Raw genomic sequence first — 20,536 nt, 5'->3', positions numbered from 1 at the left:
AAGCCGCCAGGCCAGGCGTGCTCAGCCCGCGTAGCGTTGCGCCAAATGCCGGAGCCGCTGCACCATCGAGGCGAGCCCATTGCGGCGGGACATGCTCAGGTGCTGATCCAGACCGATCCGCGTGAAGTAGGCCTCTGCGTCGAAACCGAGGATCGCGGCGGCATGCTGACCCGAGTAGAGCTGCTGGAGCAAGGCGATGAGGCCGCGCACGATGTTGGCGTCACTATCGGCCAGGAACTCGATGACATCCTCTGTCCCGGGCTTGAGCCGCGCGGCGATATGGACCGTGCTCTGACAGCCGCTGACCGAATTCGCCGCCGTCTTGAGGAAATCCGGCATCACCGGCAGTTTGTCCCCGAGGTCGATGATGTGCTGATGGCGCATGGGCCAATCCGGCAGAAACTCGAAGAGATCGGCGATCTCATCTGCGGCCGCCTCGGGTGACTGCGCCGCGGCAGCGGGATACGTCAGATCCTGCGTCTCCGCCAGCGACTCGGATGCGGGCGTTATCGGCGAAACAGAGGCCGACACGCGCGTCCGAACCGACGCCACGATCTCAGTCAACGCCTCGGCCAAGCGGTCGATGTCGTCACGCCCGTTGTAGAGCCCCAAGGACGCCCGCGCCGTCGAGGTGACGCCAAGCCGATCCATGAGCGGCTGACAGCAGTGGTGTCCCGTGCGGATGCAGATGCCACGCAGATCCAGCTGGACCCCGATATCGAGCGTCGCGATCGGCGGATCCCTCATGACCCAGGACACCACGCCGCTCTTCGCGCCCGCCTGCCCCTTGATCTCCAGCCCCGCGACCTGACTCAGCCGCTCGGTCGCGTAGCGGAGCAGCGCCTGCTCGTGGGCGCTGACGCGATCCAACCCAAGTGCCTCGATCCATCCGATGGCCGCCCCCAGCCCGACCGCGCCCGAGATGTTGGGCGTACCGGCCTCGAACTTGTTCGGCAGCGCCGCGTAGGTCGTCTTGGCGAAGGTCACACGCTCGATCATATCGCCACCGCCCTGGTAGGGCGGCATGCAATCGAGCAGGCGACGCTTCCCGTAAAGCACCCCAATCCCGGTCGGGCCGTAGAGCTTGTGGCCGGAAAAGGCATAGAAGTCGGCGTCGAGGGCCTGCACGTCCGTTGGCCCATGGGCCACCCACTGAGCCCCGTCGATCAGCGCCAAGGCACCAACCGCGTGGGCCTCGGCGATGATGTCGCGCACGGGATTGATGGTCCCGAGCGCATTGGAAACATGATTGACCGCGACCATCCGCACCTGCGGCGAGAGCAAGGCCCTGTACGCCTCCAGGTCGAGCTCACCCGCGTCGTTCATGGGGATGACCTTGATGCGGGCGCCCGTCGCCTCTGCCACCAGCTGCCAGGGGACGATGTTGGAGTGGTGCTCGAGGACGGAGAGGATGATCTCGTCGCCAGGCCTCAGAGTCGCCCGGCCCCAGGTGGACGCCACGAGATTGATCGACTCGGTCGTACCGCGCGTGAAGAGACACTCGGCCGGCTCCGCGGCGTTGAGCAAACGCGCCACGCTCGCCCTCGCCTCTTCATACATGCGCGTCGCCGTCTGGGAGAGCTGATAGACGCCGCGATGGATGTTGGCGTGATGCAGACGGTGATAGTCGCTGACCGCCTGAATCACCGCCTCCGGCTGCTGGGTGCTGGCGGCGCTATCGAGATACACCAGAGGGCGTCCGTGCGCGCGCGCCTGGAGGATCGGGAACTGAGCACGGATCTCCCCCACTGAGGTCGAGCCATGATCCGATGTCGCGAGAGACGGGGAAGCTGTCATAAGCACTCTATGCTGAGCAGAGTTTGGAAGAGTCAAACGCTCAAGGCGATGACCCCAGTATGACAGTTGGTCAATTTGAGCGGAAGCAGCCGAGGGGCTGGCGCGCATTGACTGAGCAGGGAGTAGACGCAGGGATTGACCCCTGCCGAAACGAAAAACAGCGACCGAAGTGGTCGCCGTTTTGAAATTTGGAGCGGGAAACGAGACTCGAACTCGCGACCCCAACCTTGGCAAGGTTGTGCTCTACCAACTGAGCTATTCCCGCTAACAGCCGCCTATTATAGCGGCCTATTTTCGCTTGTCAAGCATTTTTCACCGTGATGCGATGGCGTTCTCGTCAGCCTTGCCGGAGAGACTCGGCCAGGCCGCCATCATATAGAGCACCATGGACCAGAGCGTCAGGATGGCCGCGACGTAGAGCAGCACGATACCGATACCGTAGACCCAGGGGCCAAAGACGGAATCCCTGAGGATCAGCAGAACGATGGAGATCATCTGCGCGGTTGTCTTGATCTTACCGAGATTGGAGACCGCGACAGCGGCGCGGGCACCAATCTCCGCCATCCACTCGCGCAGCGCCGAGACCGTGATCTCTCGACCGATGATGACCATGACGGGCAGCGCGATCAAAATACGCGGATCGGCCTGCAGCAGGACCACCAGGGCGACGGCCACCATCAGCTTGTCGGCGACGGGATCGAGAAAGGCACCCAGTGGCGATGTCTGCCCCAGGCGACGCGCCAGATAGCCATCGAGCCAATCCGTCAGCGCGGCGGCGCCGAACACCGCTGCCGCCGCATAAGGCGCCCAAGGTTCCTCGACGTAAAAGACGGCGACGAAAACGGGAATGAGCACGATACGCAGCATCGTGAGGATATTCGGCAGGTTCCACATCGCTTCAGGATCCCGAGACGTCTTGGTGAAAGGCATCGTAGATATGCTGGGCCAACTGCCGGCTGATGCCATCGACCCCAGCAATCTCCTCGACCCCGGCGCGGGACAGACCTTGCAGCCCGCCGAACTGCCTCAAAAGGCGCTGGCGGCGCTTGGGTCCAACCCCGTTGATCTCTTCCAGCACTGACGTCGTTCGCGCCTTGGCGCGACGCTGACGGTGACCAGTGATTGCGAAGCGATGGGCTTCGTCGCGCACCTGCTCGATCAGATGCATGGCCGGCGAATCACTCGGTAGTATAACGGGCACCCCCTGCCCCAACAACCAGAGCTGCTCGGTTCCCGGACGTCGGTCAGGCCCCTTCGAAACGCCGACCAGGAGCATGCCGGTCACGCCCAGCTCCTGGAGCGCGGCCGCAACGGCCCCCATCTGACCGCGCCCACCGTCGATGAAGAGGATGTCCGGGATCGGATACTCGCCCCGCTTCACCCGGGTATAGCGGCGTGTCAGCGCCTGATGCAGGGCGGCGTAGTCGTCTCCGGGCGTGATGTCGTCGATATTGAAACGCCGATAGTCCGACTTGCGCGGCCCTTCCACATCGAAAACGACGCAGGATGCCACGGTGCGCTCCCCGCCCGTGTGGCTGATGTCGAAGCACTCCATGCGCGATGGCAGCTCCTCGAGGTCCAAGGCATCCCGCAGCGCCTCGAGACGACGGGCATAGCCGGCTTGGCTCCCCAGGCGCGACTTGAGCGCGATCCGCGCATTGTCCAGCGCCATGTCCAGCCAGCGCGCCCGCTCGCTCCGCACGCTGCCGCGAATCTGCACGCGGCGTCCGGCCTGCTCGGAGAAGGCCGTTTCGAGCAGCTCCAGGTCATCGGGCTCGACGCTGACGATCAGCTCCGACGGAATGAGCTTGTCCACGTAGAACTGGGCCAGGAAGCCGGCCATGAGCGCGGCGGCCTCCGTATCGTCCGGCGCCTGCGGGAAGAAGGCCTTGTTGCCGAGGTTGCGCCCGCCCCGCACGAAGAAGACCTGAACGCAGTTGACGCCGGCCTCCTGCGCGCAGGCAATGATGTCGAGATCGCCGCCCTCCCCGTTCACATACTGGCGCTGCTGAATGCGCACGAGCGTCGAGATCTGATCGCGCAGCACCGCCGCACGCTCGAACTCCAGCGCGGCGGACGCCTGCTCCATGCCAGCCGCCAGCTCGCTGACGACCTCGTCGGTGCGTCCTTCGAGAAACTTGATGCTGTGGGCGACGTCCTCGAGGTAGTGCTCCGGGGAAATCAGTCCGACGCAAGGCCCGCTGCAGCGCTTGATCTGATACTGCAGACAGGGCCGCGACCGGTTGCGGAAGAAGCTGTCTTCGCACTGGCGCACTGGAAAGAGCTTCTGCAGCAGCTGCAGGGTCTCGCGCACGGCCCAGGCGCTGGGATAGGGCCCGAAGAAACGCCCGGGCCCCTTGCGCGAGCCGCGATAGAAGGCCAGCCGGGGATAATCGTCCTGAGTGGTCAGATAGATGTACGGATAGCTCTTATCGTCGCGCAGCAGCACGTTGAAGCGCGGTCGCAGCAACTTGATGAGATTGCTTTCGAGCAGCAGCGCCTCACCCTCGGTGCGCGTCACCGTCACCTCGATGTCGGCGATCTGGCTCACCATGAGCTGGAGACGACCGTTGAGCGAGCGGCCGAAGTAGCTGCCGACCCGCCGCTTGAGGTTCTTCGCCTTGCCGACATAGAGCACGGTCCCGTCCTCATCCACCATGCGGTAGACGCCGGGCGACTGCGGCATGCCCTTCAGCAGCTGACGCGGATCCTGGTCCGTCATTCCGCCGCGACGCCCGCCGCGTCGACAGCGCTCAAGAGGCTATGAGCCCGGCTGAAGACGGCATGGAACATGGACGCCGTCAGGCGGCCAGTCTGCGTGTTGTAGCGGCTGCAGTGATAGGAGTCGATCAAGACCCCGCCAGCGGGCAGGCGATGCTCCGCGCCGTGCGCAAAGCTGAACGCGGCTTGCCGCAACCCCAGGGCGCGCAGCACGGCGGTGTGCGCAATGCGCCCGAGCGCAACCACCACGGCGTGCGGCGGCAACTGCGCCAGCTCGGCCGCGAGAAAACCATTACAGGCGCGAATCTCGTGCGTCGTCGGCTTGTTGGCGGGCGGCAGACACTTCACCGCATTGGTGATTCGGCAATCCCTCAAGGTCAGGCCGTCATCCAGCGCGGTCGAGACCGCGCGGCTACCGAAGCCGAATCGGTGGAGCGTTTCGTAGAGCAGGATCCCGGCGTGGTCGCCGGTGAAGGGCCGCCCTGTCGCGTTGGCGCCATGCATCCCTGGCGCAAGGCCGACGATCAGCAGGCGCGCGCCCTGCGCACCGAAAGGCGCGACCGGAGCTGCATGATAGGTCGGATAGGCAGCGCGCACGGCGGACAAGTGAGCCGTGAGGCGCGGACAACGGCGACATTGGGGATCGAAGTGCTCAAGTGTCATCGGTCACGACCCAGACTGGATCCTGCAGGCGTCGGGGCGGAGATGAAGAGGCGGGTCTGCGGGCCAGCTAGCCCAGCGGACAGACGGGAGAATTCGAGCATGCGGGAGACGCGCTGTGTGGCGGAGAGGGAGGGATTCGAACCCTCGATAGGCTATTAACCTATACACACTTTCCAGGCGTGCTCCTTAAGCCACTCGGACACCTCTCCGGGATTGACGAGGGTCGATCTCAGCTCAATTTGACGCACCGTGAATCGGTGAGCGCCCCGCTGACGATCTTTCCTGTCGTTCAAGAGCGCGGAAAGATACATGAACTGGACGCGGGTTTCAAATCCAACCTCGAGCGCGCGCGGACCGCATAATAGTCCGACTCGAAAATCCGTCAGCCGGAATGCAATCACCGTGTCGCCACGCCGTAAAACCCAGGGGCCGTCGGCCGCCGATCGGGCGGACCGCCATCGCCTCTATGAACTCGCGGTCCAGAATCCCGCCGCCGAGGTCGATTTCGTCGACCGGACATTCCGCATGCTGCGTGGCCGCGGCGCGCGCCTCTTGCGCGAGGATTTTTGCGGGACCGGCGCGGTTTGCTGCGAATGGGTGCGCAAACGCCGGTCGAACCGTGCCTGGGGGCTGGACCTGGACGCCGAGGTGCTGGCGTGGGGCCAAGCGCATCACCTCGCGGCACTGACGGAGCATGCCCGCGCGCGCGTCGCGCTGATGCACGCGGACGTGCTTGCGCCACAGGATCGGCGGGCCGAGATCGTGCTCGCGATGAACTTCAGCTACTGGCTCTTGCGTGATCGCACCACGATGCTGCGCTACTTCCAGCAGGTGCGCGAATCCTTGACCGATGACGGCGTGCTGTTCCTCGATGCCTACGGCGGCTATGACGCCTTCCGCGTCCTGAGCGAGACACGGCGGGTCAGCGATCCGGATGGCGGGGAGTTCAGCTACGTTTGGGAGCAAGCCGCCTACGACCCCATCTCCGGGCGCCTGCTCTGCCACATCCACTTCCGCTTCGACGATGGCTCCAGCCTGGAGCGCGCCTTCAGCTACGACTGGCGCCTATGGACACTGCCAGAGGTGCGCGAGATCCTGATGGAGGCAGGATTCTCGAGGATTCTGATCTACTGGCAAGGCTGGGATGAGGACGACGAACCGGACGGCCACTTCGTTCCGGCCGAGACCGGAGAGCCGGATGCGGGTTGGATCGCGTACCTGACGGCGGAGCGATGAAGCTGACGGCCGCATCCGCGGCCGATGGGTCATGATCAGTCGCTCCGGGCGGAACGCAGGCGCCCGAGGGATTCCAGACACCCTCGCTCGCGCTGCGTGCGCCATCCTGGCAAGGGCTGACCCACGCGGCCTTCAAGACGCCGGATAGGGCAATCGACCGTAGAGCCGACTCATGGCGTGCAGCCTCTCGGCGGCGCTCTCCTCAAGCATGTCCGCTCGGTAACGCCACACCCAGTTGCCTTCCTGCGTGCCGGGGCGGTTCATGCAGGCATCCGCGCCTAGCCCCAGGAGATCCTGCATCGGGAAGAGCGCCATGGCCGCGCTGGAGCCGAGCGCGGCACGGATGAAGTCCCAGTGGATCTCGCTTGTGTCGCTGTTGAGGTAGAGGCCGATGTTGCGTCGCAGATCCTCTTGCCGAGCCTCCCACCAGCCGAGCGAGGTATTGTTGTCATGGGTTCCGGTGTAGACGGCGAGCCGCTGGCGGTGGTTGTGCGGCAGGAAGGCGGAGCGCCCGAAGCCGTCTTCCAAGTCCTCGAAACCGAACTGCAGCACCGCCATCCCGGGCAGCTTGAGGGCGTCTCTGAGGGCCTCGACGTCCTCGGTGATGACGCCGAGATCCTCCGCGATCAGCGGCAGGTCATCGCCGAGCGCCGCGCGCAGCGCCTCGAACAGCGCCATGCCCGGCCCGGGAACCCAGTGACCGTTGATGGCCGTCTCTTCGGTGGCGGGGATCTCCCAATAGGCGGCAAAGCCGCGGAAGTGGTCGATCCGTACCACGTCGACCATCTCCAGGATCCGTCGCAGCCGCTCGACCCAGAAGCTGTAGCCATCCTCCGCGAGCTTCGACCACAGATACAAGGGGTTGCCCCAGCGCTGGCCGGTGCTGCTGAAATAGTCCGGCGGCACCCCGGCGATCGAGCGCGGGCAGCCCTGCGCGTCCAGATCGAACCACTCGGGATGCGTCCAGACCTCGCTGGAGTCATGGGCGACGAAGATGGGCATGTCCCCGATCAGCCGAACGCCGCGGGAGCGCGCATAGGCGCGCAGATCCGCCCACTGCCGGTAGAAGACGAACTGAATGAAGCGCTGCAGCCGCAGCTCCTCCTGATGGCCTTGCGACCACTCGACCAAGGCGCGGGGATCGCGTTGCGCGAGTTCGGGTGCCCAGTCGGTCCAGGGGCGCAGGTCGTGGTGCGTCTTGAGCGCGAAGTAGAGGGCGTAGTCGTCCAGCCAGAAGCCATGCGTCTCGCAGAACTCCGCGAAGGCGGCGCGCTCGGCCTCCCCCGCCTGGGCGTCGAAGCCGGCCATCGCGCGCGCCAGGCGCTCGTATTTCCAGGGTGCGACGGCGCCGAAGTCGACCCAGTCCTGCGGGAAGTCCGGCGCCACGAGATCCGCGTCTGCGAGCCATCCCAGATCCCGCAGCAGCTCCAGGCTGATCAGGAGCGGATTCGCCGCGAACGATGAGGTGCACTGGTAGGGGGAGTCGCGATACCCCGTCGGCCCGAGCGGGAGCATCTGCCAAAGCCCCTGCCCCGCGGCGGCAAGGAAATCGACGAACCGGCGCGCGGAAGGTCCGAGGTCGCCGATCCCGAGGGGACCTGGCAGAGAGGTCGGATGAAGCAGAATGCCGCTCGAGCGGTGCATGAAACATTGACCTCCGTTGATGGCTGGGGCAAGAAGAGTGCGGAGTCTAACCAAAGCGCCATGCAAAAATCTTGTTCGATCGCACTGAAGACGAAAACCCGATCGCGCCGCGGGCTCCGCGCGCATGAGGAGACGCCTGAATACAGGGCGAATTCGCGCCGGGCGCGAGCCGACGCGCGGTCGTGGCTCACCGCCGATTCGATGCTCGACGCGAGGTGTCTTTCGCCCGGATAATCCCAGGTCGGATTCATGAAGACGAGGCCAAGTCTAAAGAGCTTGAGGAGACGACAGATCGACCTCCACCCGATGCGATAACCAGGCGATGCGATAACCAGGCGATGCGATGAAATCAACCAACGATCTGGCGTCAGCCGCCAGCATCCGCGAACAGGTGCGCCAATTCCTGCGCGAGCGAACGCTCGAGAGCATCATCGATCAGCTGAGCCGCGGCGAGCTACAACTCGCCGACGTCCTGGAAGAGCTGTATCTCTGCCACAGCGAGCTCAAATTGCAGCAGGAGACATTGCGCGATAGCCAAATCATCGCCGAGCAATTGGTGGCGCGCTTCGTCCAACTCTACCGCAGCCTGCCCGTGCCCACGCTCCTGATCTCGCTGGACGGCGCCCTCAAGGAGGGCAACACCGCCGCAACCGAGACCCTGGCCCTCGACTGCAAGCGCTTTACACAGCTGGCAACCCCCAGGGACACGCCGATTCTGGAGGACGCCTTGCGGCAGGCGCGCACGCACGGGCAGGCCGCCTGCACGGAAGTCACGCTGCGCAGCGCCCGTTACGACACCCTCATCGTCGATCTGAAGCTGTTCCTGCTGCCTGGCGTGGACCACAATCCGCCCGAGCTGATCTGCACCCTCATCGACCAGACCGATCGAATTGCCCAGCGCAAGGCGTTGATCTCGACGGCACAGGTGGTGGATGCCAGCACCACCATCGCGGTGCGCTGGGAAGCCAAGCCGGGTTGGCCGCTGGTCTATGCCTCGGAGAACGTGCGGCATTGGGGCTTCCCGATCCACGCATTCGCCTCGGGCTATATCCACTTGATCGACCTGGTGCACCCGGAGGACCGGGAAGAGGTCGAGGCGGTCTTCACGGATGCCATCCTCAAGCGACGTCCGCATTTCACCCTGACCTGCCGATTCATCTGGGCCGACAATTCCGTCCACTGGGTCGAGTTGGAGACCAGCACCCAGAAGGTCGATGGCGTCAATGGCAGCTGCTACCAAGGTTTGATCAGGGACGTCACGGAGCGCGAGCAGGCACAGATCGCCCTGCGACGGCAGCTCAGATTTCAGGAACTCATCGCGGACATCTCGGGGTTCTTCGCCAACAGCCTGCGCGAAGACCTCGACCGGGTATTGGACGAGGCCCTGGATCGCATCGGGCATTTCTTCAGGGTCGACCGCTGCTACCTCCATCACTGCCACCCTGACGACCAGGCACCGGCACACACCCACAACTGGTGGACCGAGACCCTGCGCGCCGACAAAGACAGGCGCCGCCGGGTGGAAGGGGGCCAACTGGACGCCTGGCTGGACCGAATCCGCCAGACGGGGCTGATCTGCGTCCCGGACGCCATGCGCATGGCGCCGGAGGGCGACGCCCTGCAATCCGAGCTCGTGCGACGCGTCATCCGCTCGCGGCTGATCCTCCCGCTCAATAGCGAGGGCCACCTGCTCGGCGCGCTCGGGCTCGACACGCTGGTCAAGCCACGCGCCTGGACCGAGGAAGAGATCCGACTGCTGCGCCTCCTCAGCGAGACCATCGCGAGCATGTTGGTGCGCCAGCGCATCGAGCACGAACGCCAGACCAGCGAGACCCGCTACCGCCACCTCAGCGCGACCATGAGCGACGTCGCCTACTCCTGCGTCAGGGAGCCGGAGGGCACCTTCGCAATCGACTGGATCACGGACTCGGTCGAGGCCCTGACCGGTCACACCAGGAAGGAGGTGTTGGCCCGTCATGGCTGGGGTGCCTTCGTTCTGCTGGAGGATCGGGAGACCTTCGAGGGCCAGGTTTTGGGACTCGCCCCCGGCGAAACGACATGCTGCGAGCTGCGGCTGCGCCATCGCGACGGCTCCCTGCGCTGGGTGCGCGCCACCACGGAGTGTCAGGCGGATGCGACCGCGTCCGACACCCTGCGCCTCTATGGCGGATTGGTCGACATCACCGAGCAGAAGACGCGCGAGACCGAGCGACAGCGGCTCGCCTTACTGGTCGAGCAGAGCCCGAGCATCGTGGTCGTAACGGACCTGTCCGGCATCATCGAATACGTCAACGCGCGCTTCTGCGAAGTCACCGGCTACCTGCCGGATGAGGTTCGCGGACAGAACGTGCAGCAGTTCCAGGCCGACACGGCCCCGTCCGAGACCTGGAGCGCGCTGTGGAGCAACATCCGCCGTGGCCAGGTCTGGCGGGGGGAGTTCCAGAACCGCACGAAGTCGGGAGAGACCTTCTGGGAGCATGCACTGGTGACGCCCTTGCGCGACGAGCACGGCGTCATCTCGCATGTGGTCAAGCTCGGCGAGGACGTCAGCGACAAGAAGGCGCTGACCGAGCGGCTGACCTACCTCATCCACTACGACCCGCTCACAGGACTACCCAACCGGTCGCTGATGCGCGAGCGTGTCGATCGCGCCCTGGCACGAGCGCGCCGCAAGGGCCATGGACTGGCGCTCCTCTCGATCGATCTCGACCGGCTGAAGCTGGTCAACGATACCCTGGGCCACAGCGCGGGCGACCTGCTACTGCGCGAAGTCGCCCAGCGTCTGCAGGGACTGCTGGAGAAAGAGGACACCCTGGCAAGACTGGGCGGCGACAACTTCGTTCTGCTGTTGGGCAGGCTGGCGCAGGTGGCGGATGTCGTCTTGTTGGCCGAGCAGATCCGCAGCCTCGTCGAGCAGCCCATCCTCCTCGGCAAGGACAAGGCCCGCATCACCTCGAGCATCGGCATCTCCCTCTACCCCGAAGACGCCCAATCCACCGAGGCCCTGATGAGCCACGCCGACGCGGCGCTTCACAAGGCCCAGAGCGAAGGGCGGCGGCTCTACCGCTTCTATACCCCAGCCCTCAACGAGCAGCTACTCGAGCAGTTCCAGCTGGAGCAGGCGCTGCGACACGGCCTGGATCACGACGAGTTGCTGCTCTACTACCAACCCAGGGTCGACATCCGTACCGGAGAGATCCTCAGCCTAGAGGCCCTGGTGCGCTGGAACCATCCGCAATGGGGATTGATCGAGCCATCGCGCTTCATCCCGATCGCGGAATCGACCGGCCTGATCCTGGAGCTCGGACCGGTCGTCCTCCGCCAGGCTTGTCGACAGCTCAAGGCGTGGCAAACCGCGGGGATTCCGGTGGTGCCGGTCGCGGTCAACCTCTCGGCCAAGGAACTCTACCAGGACGCCCTCTCCAGTCGTATTCAGGCCATCATGACGGATGCCTGTGTCGATCCGGGCCAGTTGGAATTCGAGATCACCGAGAGCGCCGCGATGCACTCCGTCGACGAGGCCATCGACATCCTCTCGGCCTTGCGCGGCCTGGGTTTCGCGCTGGCGATCGACGACTTCGGCACGGGCCACGCCTCACTGAGCTACCTCAACCGACTGCCCACGCAGACGATCAAGATCGATCGCTCCTTCCTGCTCAAGATCGGCGGCGAGGCCGAGGGCGAGGCCCAGGGCGCAGCCATTGTGAAGGCCATCATCGGACTCGGCCTCAACCTTGGGCTGCACATCATCGCGGAGGGCGTGGAGACGAACTCCCAACGGGATTTTCTGATCGAGAACGGCTGTAATGTCGCTCAGGGGCACCTCTTCAGCATTCCCTTGCCGGCCGACAAGATCGAGCCGCTGCTGATGACAGGCAGCGTCTCGCCGACCCTTCACTGAGCGCAGCGCTTTGCCGGGCCGATAAGCGCCCCCAGACTCGGAGCATTGAGGCGATCGATCGGAGCATTGAGGTGATCGAGCCGTGTCTCGCCGCCTTGAGACACGTCAGAGATCGGCATGCGCGAGGCGGATTTGAGCGACAATTCGACGCATCCGTCCCCCAACATGAGGAGCAAGCACCGTGGATACAGGCGCCGCCAAGGCCATCGAAGTACTCGTCATCGCCGCACTCGTCATCGGCTTCTATGTGCAGCAACAAAATGCGCTGAAGCGCACGAACACAGACGAGAGCAAGACCAAAGAGGACGCTGACGCACCGTCAGCGGAGCCTGACAAGAAGCCGTGATCCGAACCCATCGGCGACCGAGCGCACGCGCCGCGGATGGACGCGCGCCTGCCGAGCACGCCACGGACTGCCCCAAGATGCGCGCCGCGTCGGGGCAACGGACGTCACAACTGGAGATCGACGCAATGAAACAGCTTCTGAGCGCGGCGCTGCTGTGCGCCTGCATCGCGGGGCCGGCACAGGCCTATGACACCTACCGCCAGGAGGAAATCATGGAGAAGGTCGAGACCTTCTTCGGACAGGGCGCGCAGAACCTCGGCCAAGTCGTTCAAAAGGCATTCGCGGATCAGGGGGAGCCCAACGCCTACATCGCCGGTGAGGAGGTGGCCGCCGCGTTGGGGATCGGCCTGCGTTATGGCCGCGGAGCCCTCAATGTGAAGGGTGGCTACGAACGACCGATCTTCTGGCAGGGACCCTCCCTGGGGCTGGACCTGGGCGTGAACGTCTCGAAGGTCTTCGTTCTCATCTATCGACTCCCGAGCGAAGAGACGCTCTTCCAGCGTTTCCCTGGCGTCGAAGGCAGCCTCTATTTCATCGGGGGCGTCGGCGTCAACTATCTGCAGTCCGGGGATGTCGTCGTCGCCCCCATCCGCTTTGGCGCGGGCTGGCGTCAGGGCCTGAGCGCCGGCTACATGGATTTCACCGAGCGGGCGTCCTACAACCCGTTTTGAGCACACGAAGGATGCAGCCGCCCGTCGCGGGCGGCGCGTCTCGAAGCTCGAGTTCGCACAGGCGAGCAGCCGCCAGCCAGAAGGCTCGACGGGCTCCCGACCCGACGTCTATCTGTCGTCATAGGGGCGAGGCGGCCTCGGACCGCGGTCATCATCGCGACCTGGGGGCGGTGGCGGTCTGCGGTCGTCTGGGCCGTAGACCCACTCATCATTGTGGGTCAGATCGTCAATGCGTCGATCGGCGTCGCGCAGGCGCTCTTGCAGCAGGCGACGACTCTCGTGTGGTGGATAGCCCTCGCGCCGCAGACGATCACCAAACTCCTGGATCTCACGCTGCTGACGCCTGAGCGAACGCGCCTCATGCTTGGTCAAGGCGCCAGAGTCGATACCGCGCTGGATCTCCTGCTGCTGTCGGTCCAGCCAGCGCTGAATGTCTTGCCGGCCGGGTTGAGCAACAGCCGTCAAGGCGGTGCATACACCCAGCGAGAGTAGAAACAGCCGACCAATCCACGTCTTCATCAACCGCTCTCCTGTTAACATGAGTTGCACATTGGCGGTCCAGCGTCGCGCCTGGATCATGAACGCCACGTGAGAGGTTCTGAAAGAACCCGCCGAGCCTGAGTGTGTGCACCGAGAGGCCACTGCCCAGCGCGCACGAGCACGCGTTGGCCTGCCCGCTCACCGGAATCGACGCCATGCATCCCACCGACATCAAGGCATTGACCGCACGCATCGGCCGCGCACACCTGCGCCAACGCCTGGGGCTGGAAGGGGATCATGAGGTCTTCGTGATCAACCGCCCTGGGGCACACTTCTTCTACCCTGAGAATTGGTATTCAGTCCACGGCTTCATCCGCAACTGCCTGCGCGTCGCGGGGCTCTATCAGCGCGCCCAGCATAATGCCTGCAACCTTCACGTCCGTCACCATCGCCTGGAGATCCCCCGCCTGCCGACGAGCTTCGCCGGCTTTCGGATCCTGCATCTCAGCGATCTGCACCTCGACATGGACCCCCGCAACGCCCAGGCGATCTGCGCCGGGGTCCGCGACCTCGACTACGACCTCTGCGTGCTGACAGGCGATTACCGCGCCAAGACCTTCGGACCCTTCGAAGCCGTCATCGCCGCCATGCGCTCCCTGCGTCTGAACCTGAAGGATCCGGTCTATGCCGTGCTGGGCAATCACGACACCCTCAGGGTGGTGCCGCATTTCGAGGCCCTCGGGATTCGCGTGCTCCTGAACGAATCGGACCGGATCGAACGCGGCGGGCACGGCATCTACCTCGCCGGGATCGACGACGCGCACTACTACCAGGTCCACAACATCGCCAAGGCCGCCGCCGACATTCCGGAAGATGCCGTCTCCATCCTCTTGTCCCACACCCCAGAGGTCTATCGACACGCGGCACACGCCGGATTCGATCTCTGCCTCTGCGGACACACGCACGGCGGACAGATCTGCCTCCCCGGTGGGATCCCCCTCACCTGGGATGCACGCTGTCCCCGCCGGATGGCCGCGGGTGCCTGGCGCTACCAGGACATGATCGGCTACACCTCGGTGGGCGCGGGCACCTCCGTGGTCAACGCCAGACTCAACTGCCCGCCAGAGATCACAGTGCACGAGCTGCAACCGGCCGCGACCTAGCGCCCAGGACGGGCGTGACGGCCGGTGACCAAGGGCGTCAGAACCAGATCGATCACAAAGAAGCCAAGGGCCACCAGGAGCAGTTCCAGAGCGCTCAGCGCCAGAGGCTCGCGCAGCACCAGAAGCGGGAGCAGGGACTCGGGAGCCTGATCCAAGACGAGCACCGACTGGCTCGCCCGCACACCAAGGCGGCGCTTGGCGAAGCTGGCGATCGCATCGCCAAGCATGGCGCCGGCCGCGACCCACAACCCAAGGCACCAGGAGAAGCCGAGCAGCAGCGCGACCAGCGGAGTGGTCACACCGCTCGCGACCCAGCCACGCCAGGTCTTCGAGCCACCCAGGATGGGTCGACCGTCCCACAGCAGGCGGCCGGAGTCGACCGGACGTGCCCAGCGCGATCCCAGCAGCAGGCGCGCAAGCACGGGCGAGGCATTGGCCCAGGTCACCAGAATCAAAGCAGCTAGCATCAACGATCTCATTGAGGATGCCCGGCAAACGAGGCGAATCCGGACGATGGCCGATACCGATGACCAAGATCCGAAGATTACCCTGAAACAGCAAACCTCTCGCGACACCGCAGAGTGGTGTCGCGAGCGAGCGCCAGCGTTTCATGTTCCGGGGTGCCGCCACTCCCGCATGCTCGTTAGACGAACTCCAGGGTGTGTCCAACCCTTGGAGTGTGTCCAACCGCTGGATCTAGACTCACGAGCGGCTTGGTTGACTCGCCCCAGGAGCCGGCGCTCGTGGCTGACGGCACCGCATGCGCACTGACGACCCGGCACCAAAGCCACCTAAAGGTGAACGGAGCGACATCTTCAGCAACGCGCTACCAACAAGGCGATGACTTTGGTGTATGTTGCGCGCCATGAACGCAAACTTCTCTGACTATCTCCTGCCCGACGTCCTGTTACGCGGTCTCGCCAAGGCCGAGCTCGTAACGCCAACCCCAGTGCAGACTCAGGCCATTCCGCTCGCAATGGACGGGGTGGACCTCCTGGTCTCGGCCGCAACGGGCTCTGGCAAGACAGCCGCCTTCCTCTTGCCGATCATGCAGCGCTTCATCGATCAACCCAGATCCCGCGGGGGGACCCGAGCGCTGATCCTGGTCCCCACGCGCGAACTCGCCCGGCAGATCTTCGAGCATTTTCTCAAGCTCGGCAGCTATACGCGCCTGAACGCGGGCGTGATTATGGGCGGAGAGTCCAAGGCGCACCAGATCGCCAGCCTTCGCAAGAACCCTGAAATCCTGATCGCGACACCGGGGCGCCTGCTCGAATTCATCGAGAGCCGGCAAGCCGATCTGACGGACCTGGAGATCCTGGTGCTGGACGAGGCCGACCGCATGCTCGACATGGGATTCGCCGACGACGTGCTGTCCATCATCGGCGCCACGCCGACGCAGCGCCAATCCATGCTGTTCTCGGCGACCCTGCACCATCGCGGACTGAGCCGCATTACGGATACCCTGCTGCGCGCACCCGAGGTGCTGGTAATCGACCCGGTGCGGGCACAGCACCCGAATATCACGCATCGCCTCATCCTCAGCGACGACCCCGCCCACAAACAGCTGCAACTCCTCTGGATCCTCGCGAACGAGACCTTTGCCAAGGCGCTCGTCTTCACCAATACGCGTGAGGGCGCCGCCAGTCTGGGCGATTTTCTGAAAGCCCAGGGGCAACGCGCCGCCGCCCTGCACGGCGAGCTGGAGCAGCGCGAGCGCAACCGCATCATGGGGCTCTTGCACAGCGGTCGAGTCAATACCATCGTCGCCACGGATATTGCCGCGCGCGGCCTCGACGTCCCCGGCATTCAGCTCGTGATCAATTTCGATCTACCCCGCAGCGGCGACGACTACCTGCATCGCACCGGCAGGACGGGGCGCGCGGGAGAGGCTGGGCTCGCCATCTCACTGGTCGGCCCGCCCGACTGGAACCGCATGGAGAGCATCACCCGCTACCTGAATCTCGACCTGCAGCAACAGGCGATCGAGGGACTCAAGGCGACCTTCCAGGGACCCTCGAAGCGCAAGGGCGCAGGCAAGGCGGGCAGCGCTCATCGCAAGGCCGCGCTCGCGACCAAGGCGAAAGACAAGCCCAAGACGAAGAACCGATTGCGGGACCAGAAGAACATCGGCAAGCGGCGACAAGCATCAGGAACGCGTACCCTCGAGGCCGGACATCGCCCCCTGGCCAAGAAGCAGCCCGCTGCAGTCGCGTCCCCCAAGCCGCGCAAATCGCCCGAGGACACTGACTAGCACCATCACGCCCGAGCATGGATCTCGGGCGCGCCCAGCCATCCGGGCACGCACTCTCGCCCGCTCCTCGCCGCGTCTGCGCTCAGAGTGCGACGCCCATCGCCTGGTGAATGTGCTGGACGACCATGGGATGCAGCCCGGTCTTCTCGGCCAGTTGACGCAGATAGTCGCGCTCTTCCTGGGTATCGACCTCGACGGCCAGCAAAGAGGCGGCATAGACCTCGGCGGCAATCTCCTGATTGGGTATCTCGGCGACGAAGGCATCGAGGTCGAGTGGCTGGCGCAGCTCCGCCATCAGCCAGGCCTGCTCCTCGGCGCCCATCCCGTCGGACTCCGCCTTGCCGGCAATCCGCGTGATCTCATCCACGCTGACCTGTCCGTCCGACTTGGCGATGTTGATCATCCCCTTGAGGATCAACTGGGCCTTGGTCTCCATGACCTGCGCCTCCGCGGGTGTCTCCGCCGGCTTGAGACCCAAGGGAAGATTTCCGGTATTGAAGGGTGCCTGCAGAGCGGCCCCAGCCTGCCCTTGCCCAGCGTTCGTGAGTGCCTTGAAGGCGACTCCGGCGAGCATCGCCAGGGCACCACCGGTCAGCGCACCCTTGATGGAATCCCCCCCACCACCCAGGAAAGAACCGAGCACGGCACCAAGCCCACCGGCCTGCGTAGGGTTGTGCGCGGCATTGCCGAGTGATTCCTTCGCCATCCCCATGATGGTGCCGAGCATGCCGCCCGCCCCACCTTCTCCTCCCAAGACGCCGCCCAGATTGCTTTGCAGATCCTGCAGGGCACTGCCCATGCGCGCCTGACCGGATTCACCCATATTGCTCTGCAAGAAGCCGCCGAGTAAGTCGCCAAAGTTCGCCATGACCTCATTCTCCCGGATTCGTCGATCATTAGAAGGGGGTTCGACTGCCAGTGAACGCATTCAGCACGCCGAGCGTCATCGTCCATGTCAGGCCGGCCCATTGTCCACGTCTCGCAGCGATTCGAAAACAGCTGATTTGGGCACCCAGGCCGAGCAGGACGGATGCCCAGAGGCCGCTGAGACACTGCTCTCGTCGCTCCGGGAGGACCGCCGCCGACGCTCGACTGCCGCGCCATGGCGGCTATTCGACGTCAGGCAACAAGCCGCCGACACGGTCCCCCGCGGCGAGACCCAAGAGGCTATCCGCACGCCCCTGATTCACGGCGATCTCGACCAGGCCCAGGGCATTCTCGTACCAGAACGCCTCCCCCGACTCCACCTCACAGAACGTCCTTGCGTGTCTGAGTCGACGCCATCCCAGCGGAAGCACCTGGCCTTGTACAACGCAAGGTGCACGCATGCCGGTCATGAGGTTTCCATACCTGTCGATATAGACCACGGCCTCCAGATCCGCCGGCCAGTCCGCCCCCACCATGGCGGTCACGGGCATCTCGGTGAGCTGCAAGTCCTCGCCCTTGCAGAGGCGTGCGGCCGCGGGTGCGAACCAATCGCGTCCGTGGAAGCTGGAGGACATCGCGTTCGGCTGCCAGCCGATTCGCCAGACCCGAGCCGACGGCACACGTGCGGCGAGGGGTGCGAAAAGCCCATTGTCCGGCCCTATGAACCAGTCTCCAGCCGCCTCGACGACGAGCGCGGCACGCGCCCCCCCCACGCCAGGATCGACGACACACAGATAGAGCGTCCCGCGCGGCATATCGCGCACGAGCGCTGGGAGCAGGTAGGCGGCGAGATCCGGCCTGAACGGCGCTAGATCCTGGACCAGGTCGATCTGCTCCACCTGCGGCACCAAGGCACTCAATCGGGCGCGCATCTGCCCGACATAGAGTCCGTCACCGAAGTCCGTCACCAGGGCGATGCGCGCGATCTCGGTCGTCGTCACTCCAACACCTCCATCCCTTGCTCGGCCATCGGCCCGCGCCTGCCGAGCTTAGCGTCACCTTGGTACCGCACAGCAGAGCTTTGAAGGTGCGAAAATACAACTTGTATAATCAGCATCTTACGCAGGCACCTAGGCGGTGCTCCGGTGGTTAGCATCGGATTTGAGGCAGCGCAAAGCAGGTAAATCAATCGGTTACGTTTCTACACTTTTCGTGACCTTCACAGCCCTGGTACCGCACAGTGACAGACACAAAAAAGCCGGGCGAGTGCCCGGCTTTTTCACGACCCGCTTGCGCGTGCCTCAATCTTCGTCGTCCTCGGCGGCCGTCTCGACCACTGGACGATCGACGAGTTCGACATAGGCCATCGGCGCCGCGTCGCTCGCACGAAAACCGCATTTGAGGATGCGCAGATAGCCGCCAGGACGATCCTGGTAACGCGGCCCCAACTCGACGAAGAGCTTACCCACGGCATCCTTGTCACGCAGACGTGAAAAGGCAACGCGGCGCTTGTGCACGGAATCCGACTTCGCCATGGTGATCAAGGGCTCGGCCACGCGACGCAGCTCTTTGGCCTTGGGCAACGTGGTCTTGATCAGCTCGTGACGAAACAGCGATGCCGCCATGTTGCGAAACATCGCCTCACGGTGAGAGCTGGTACGATTCAGATGCCTTCCGGCTTTGCGGTGACGCATGGTCCTGATCCCAAGTAATCGTTATATCATTGAATTCATTGATTAGAGGCCGCCAAGGCGACCTCAACCCAAGCTATCGGATGCTGAGCTCCGCGATATTCTCAGGCGGCCAGTTTTCGAGCCGCATGCCGAGCGAGAGTCCGCGCGTCGCCAAGACGTCCTTGATCTCGGTCAAAGACTTCTTACCGAGGTTCGGAGTCTTCAGCAGCTCCACTTCGGTCCGCTGGATCAGGTCGCCGATAAGATAGATGTTTTCTGCCTTGAGGCAGTTCGCCGAGCGCACGGTGAGTTCGAGGTCGTCGACCGGCCGCAGCAGAATCGGATCGTAGGGCGACTCGTCGCGCGATTCGAGCACCTGACTCTCGACCGGCCCGGTCCCCTCGAGGGCGACGAAGCTGGACAGCTGATCACGCAAAATGGTCGCTGACCGCTGAATGGCCTCTTTAGGGTCGATCGTGCCGTTGGTCTCAAGGTCGATCACGAGCCGATCCAGGTCTGTCCGTTGCTCGACGCGCGCCGACTGTACCTCGATCGCCACCCGCCGAACTGGACTATAGGAAGCGTCGATCGGGAGCTTCCCAATCGGGCGATCTTCGCTATTATCGAGCTCGCGCTGCGTGGCGGGCTCGTAACCCCGACCACGCCGCACGGTCAGCGTCATGCTCAGCTCACCCTCGGTGAGGTTCGCAATCACCAGATCCGGATTCGCGATCTCCGCCGAATGGTCGATCTGGATGTCAGCCGCGGTCACTGCACCGGCCCCACTCTTGCTCAGAGTGTAGGTCGCCTCGTCCTTGCCCTTCAGTGAGATCGCCAGCTGCTTGAGATTCAGCAGAATCTCAAGCACGTCTTCCTGGACACCTTCCAGCGTCGTGTACTCATGCAGCACACCCTGAATCTCGACTTCCGTTACGGCGCAACCGTCCATCGAAGAGAGCAGGATCCGCCGCAGGGCGTTTCCCAGGGTGTGGCCGAAACCGCGCTCGAGGGGCTCCAACGAGACCTTGGCATGGCGCGCGCTGCCATCGACCAGTTCGACCTTAACGATGCGCGGTTTCAAAAATTCGCCAATAGCGTCAGTCATTCAGTGCCTCTCTGG

17 protein-coding genes and 2 tRNA genes are annotated in these 20,536 nt (G+C 64.3%); 6 read left to right on the top strand and 13 right to left on the bottom strand.

Annotation, left to right across the window (positions count from 1 at the left end; all coding sequences use genetic code 11):
- Positions 1-21 precede the first annotated feature (21 nt).
- The 6 genes from CKO23_RS06620 to CKO23_RS06595 all read right to left on the bottom strand — a co-directional run bounded on the left by CKO23_RS06620 (position 22) and on the right by CKO23_RS06595 (position 5,390).
- Positions 22-1,797, bottom strand: coding sequence for a SufS family cysteine desulfurase (locus CKO23_RS06620; RefSeq protein ID WP_200329284.1), 1,776 nt, complete (start codon positions 1,795-1,797; stop codon positions 22-24).
- A gap of 189 nt (positions 1,798-1,986) precedes the next feature.
- Positions 1,987-2,062 (bottom strand) — tRNA-Gly (locus CKO23_RS06615).
- A gap of 47 nt (positions 2,063-2,109) precedes the next feature.
- Positions 2,110-2,691 (bottom strand): CDP-diacylglycerol--glycerol-3-phosphate 3-phosphatidyltransferase, encoded by a 582-nt coding sequence (gene pgsA, locus CKO23_RS06610; RefSeq protein ID WP_200329328.1) that lies wholly within the window; start codon positions 2,689-2,691, stop codon positions 2,110-2,112.
- A gap of 4 nt (positions 2,692-2,695) precedes the next feature.
- Entirely contained in the window at positions 2,696-4,519 is a 1,824-nt protein-coding gene (gene uvrC, locus CKO23_RS06605) for an excinuclease ABC subunit UvrC (protein ID WP_200329282.1), read from the bottom strand.
- Positions 4,516-5,181: a uracil-DNA glycosylase gene (locus CKO23_RS06600; protein ID WP_200329280.1), complete on the bottom strand. Its 666-nt coding sequence runs from the start codon at positions 5,179-5,181 to the stop codon at positions 4,516-4,518. Before CKO23_RS06600 ends, uvrC begins: the two co-directional genes overlap by 4 nt.
- 118 nt (positions 5,182-5,299) lie before the next feature.
- A tRNA-Ser gene (locus CKO23_RS06595) sits at positions 5,300-5,390 on the bottom strand.
- Between the two features lie 193 nt (positions 5,391-5,583).
- Between CKO23_RS06595 and CKO23_RS06590 the strand changes: the two genes are divergently transcribed.
- A complete protein-coding gene (locus CKO23_RS06590) occupies positions 5,584-6,417 on the top strand; it encodes a class I SAM-dependent methyltransferase (RefSeq protein WP_200329278.1) in 834 nt (277 codons plus the stop codon).
- Between the two features lie 132 nt (positions 6,418-6,549).
- Here CKO23_RS06590 and malQ read toward each other — a convergent pair whose 3' ends face one another.
- Positions 6,550-8,061 (bottom strand): 4-alpha-glucanotransferase, encoded by a 1,512-nt coding sequence (gene malQ / locus CKO23_RS06585; RefSeq protein ID WP_200329276.1) that lies wholly within the window; start codon positions 8,059-8,061, stop codon positions 6,550-6,552.
- Between the two features lie 343 nt (positions 8,062-8,404).
- On the opposite strand from malQ, the gene CKO23_RS06580 reads away from it, so the two are divergent.
- From CKO23_RS06580 to CKO23_RS06570, 3 genes are all read left to right on the top strand, one after another.
- Positions 8,405-11,962 carry an EAL domain-containing protein gene (locus CKO23_RS06580; RefSeq protein ID WP_200329274.1) on the top strand — a complete coding sequence of 1,186 codons (3,558 nt, stop codon included), beginning with the start codon at positions 8,405-8,407 and terminating at the stop codon, positions 11,960-11,962.
- A gap of 181 nt (positions 11,963-12,143) precedes the next feature.
- A complete protein-coding gene (locus CKO23_RS06575) occupies positions 12,144-12,308 on the top strand; it encodes a hypothetical protein (RefSeq protein WP_200329272.1) in 165 nt (54 codons plus the stop codon).
- 125 nt (positions 12,309-12,433) lie between these two features.
- Positions 12,434-12,979, top strand: a complete 546-nt coding sequence (locus CKO23_RS06570; protein ID WP_200329270.1) for a DUF1134 domain-containing protein — start codon at positions 12,434-12,436, stop codon at positions 12,977-12,979.
- Between the two features lie 108 nt (positions 12,980-13,087).
- Here CKO23_RS06570 and CKO23_RS06565 read toward each other — a convergent pair whose 3' ends face one another.
- Positions 13,088-13,498: a hypothetical protein gene (locus CKO23_RS06565; RefSeq protein WP_200329268.1), complete on the bottom strand. Its 411-nt coding sequence runs from the start codon at positions 13,496-13,498 to the stop codon at positions 13,088-13,090.
- A 176-nt stretch (positions 13,499-13,674) separates the two neighbouring features.
- Between CKO23_RS06565 and CKO23_RS06560 the strand changes: the two genes are divergently transcribed.
- On the top strand, positions 13,675-14,622 hold the full coding sequence (locus CKO23_RS06560) for a metallophosphoesterase (RefSeq protein WP_200329266.1): 948 nt from the start codon (positions 13,675-13,677) through the stop codon (positions 14,620-14,622).
- Here the strand turns inward: CKO23_RS06560 and CKO23_RS06555 are convergent.
- The gene (locus CKO23_RS06555; protein ID WP_242482256.1) at positions 14,619-15,089 is read right to left on the bottom strand and encodes a CDP-archaeol synthase; all 471 of its coding nucleotides are present in this window, start codon (positions 15,087-15,089) and stop codon (positions 14,619-14,621) included. The genes CKO23_RS06560 and CKO23_RS06555 overlap by 4 nt on opposite strands.
- 398 nt (positions 15,090-15,487) lie before the next feature.
- Here CKO23_RS06555 and CKO23_RS06550 point away from each other — a divergent pair, with 398 nt between their 5' ends.
- Positions 15,488-16,876, top strand: coding sequence for a DEAD/DEAH box helicase (locus CKO23_RS06550; RefSeq protein ID WP_200329262.1), 1,389 nt, complete (start codon positions 15,488-15,490; stop codon positions 16,874-16,876).
- A gap of 82 nt (positions 16,877-16,958) precedes the next feature.
- On the opposite strand, the gene CKO23_RS06545 is transcribed toward CKO23_RS06550, so the two are convergent.
- The 4 genes from CKO23_RS06545 to CKO23_RS06530 all read right to left on the bottom strand — a co-directional run bounded on the left by CKO23_RS06545 (position 16,959) and on the right by CKO23_RS06530 (position 20,521).
- A complete protein-coding gene (locus tag CKO23_RS06545) occupies positions 16,959-17,744 on the bottom strand; it encodes a tellurite resistance TerB family protein (protein WP_200329260.1) in 786 nt (261 codons plus the stop codon).
- 241 nt (positions 17,745-17,985) lie between these two features.
- Entirely contained in the window at positions 17,986-18,744 is a 759-nt protein-coding gene (locus CKO23_RS06540) for an SAM-dependent chlorinase/fluorinase (RefSeq protein WP_200329258.1), read from the bottom strand.
- Between the two features lie 300 nt (positions 18,745-19,044).
- Positions 19,045-19,437 (bottom strand): 50S ribosomal protein L17, encoded by a 393-nt coding sequence (gene rplQ, locus CKO23_RS06535; protein WP_200329257.1) that lies wholly within the window; start codon positions 19,435-19,437, stop codon positions 19,045-19,047.
- 73 nt (positions 19,438-19,510) lie between these two features.
- Entirely contained in the window at positions 19,511-20,521 is a 1,011-nt protein-coding gene (locus CKO23_RS06530) for a DNA-directed RNA polymerase subunit alpha (RefSeq protein WP_200329255.1), read from the bottom strand.
- Positions 20,522-20,536: the final 15 nt, after the last annotated feature.

Source organism: Thiocystis violacea, assembly GCF_016583565.1.
Taxonomy (GTDB): domain Bacteria; phylum Pseudomonadota; class Gammaproteobacteria; order Chromatiales; family Chromatiaceae; genus Thiorhodococcus; species Thiorhodococcus violaceus_A.
Note: the sequence above shows the minus strand (reverse complement) of the source record. Positions and strands in the feature narration are given on the sequence as shown.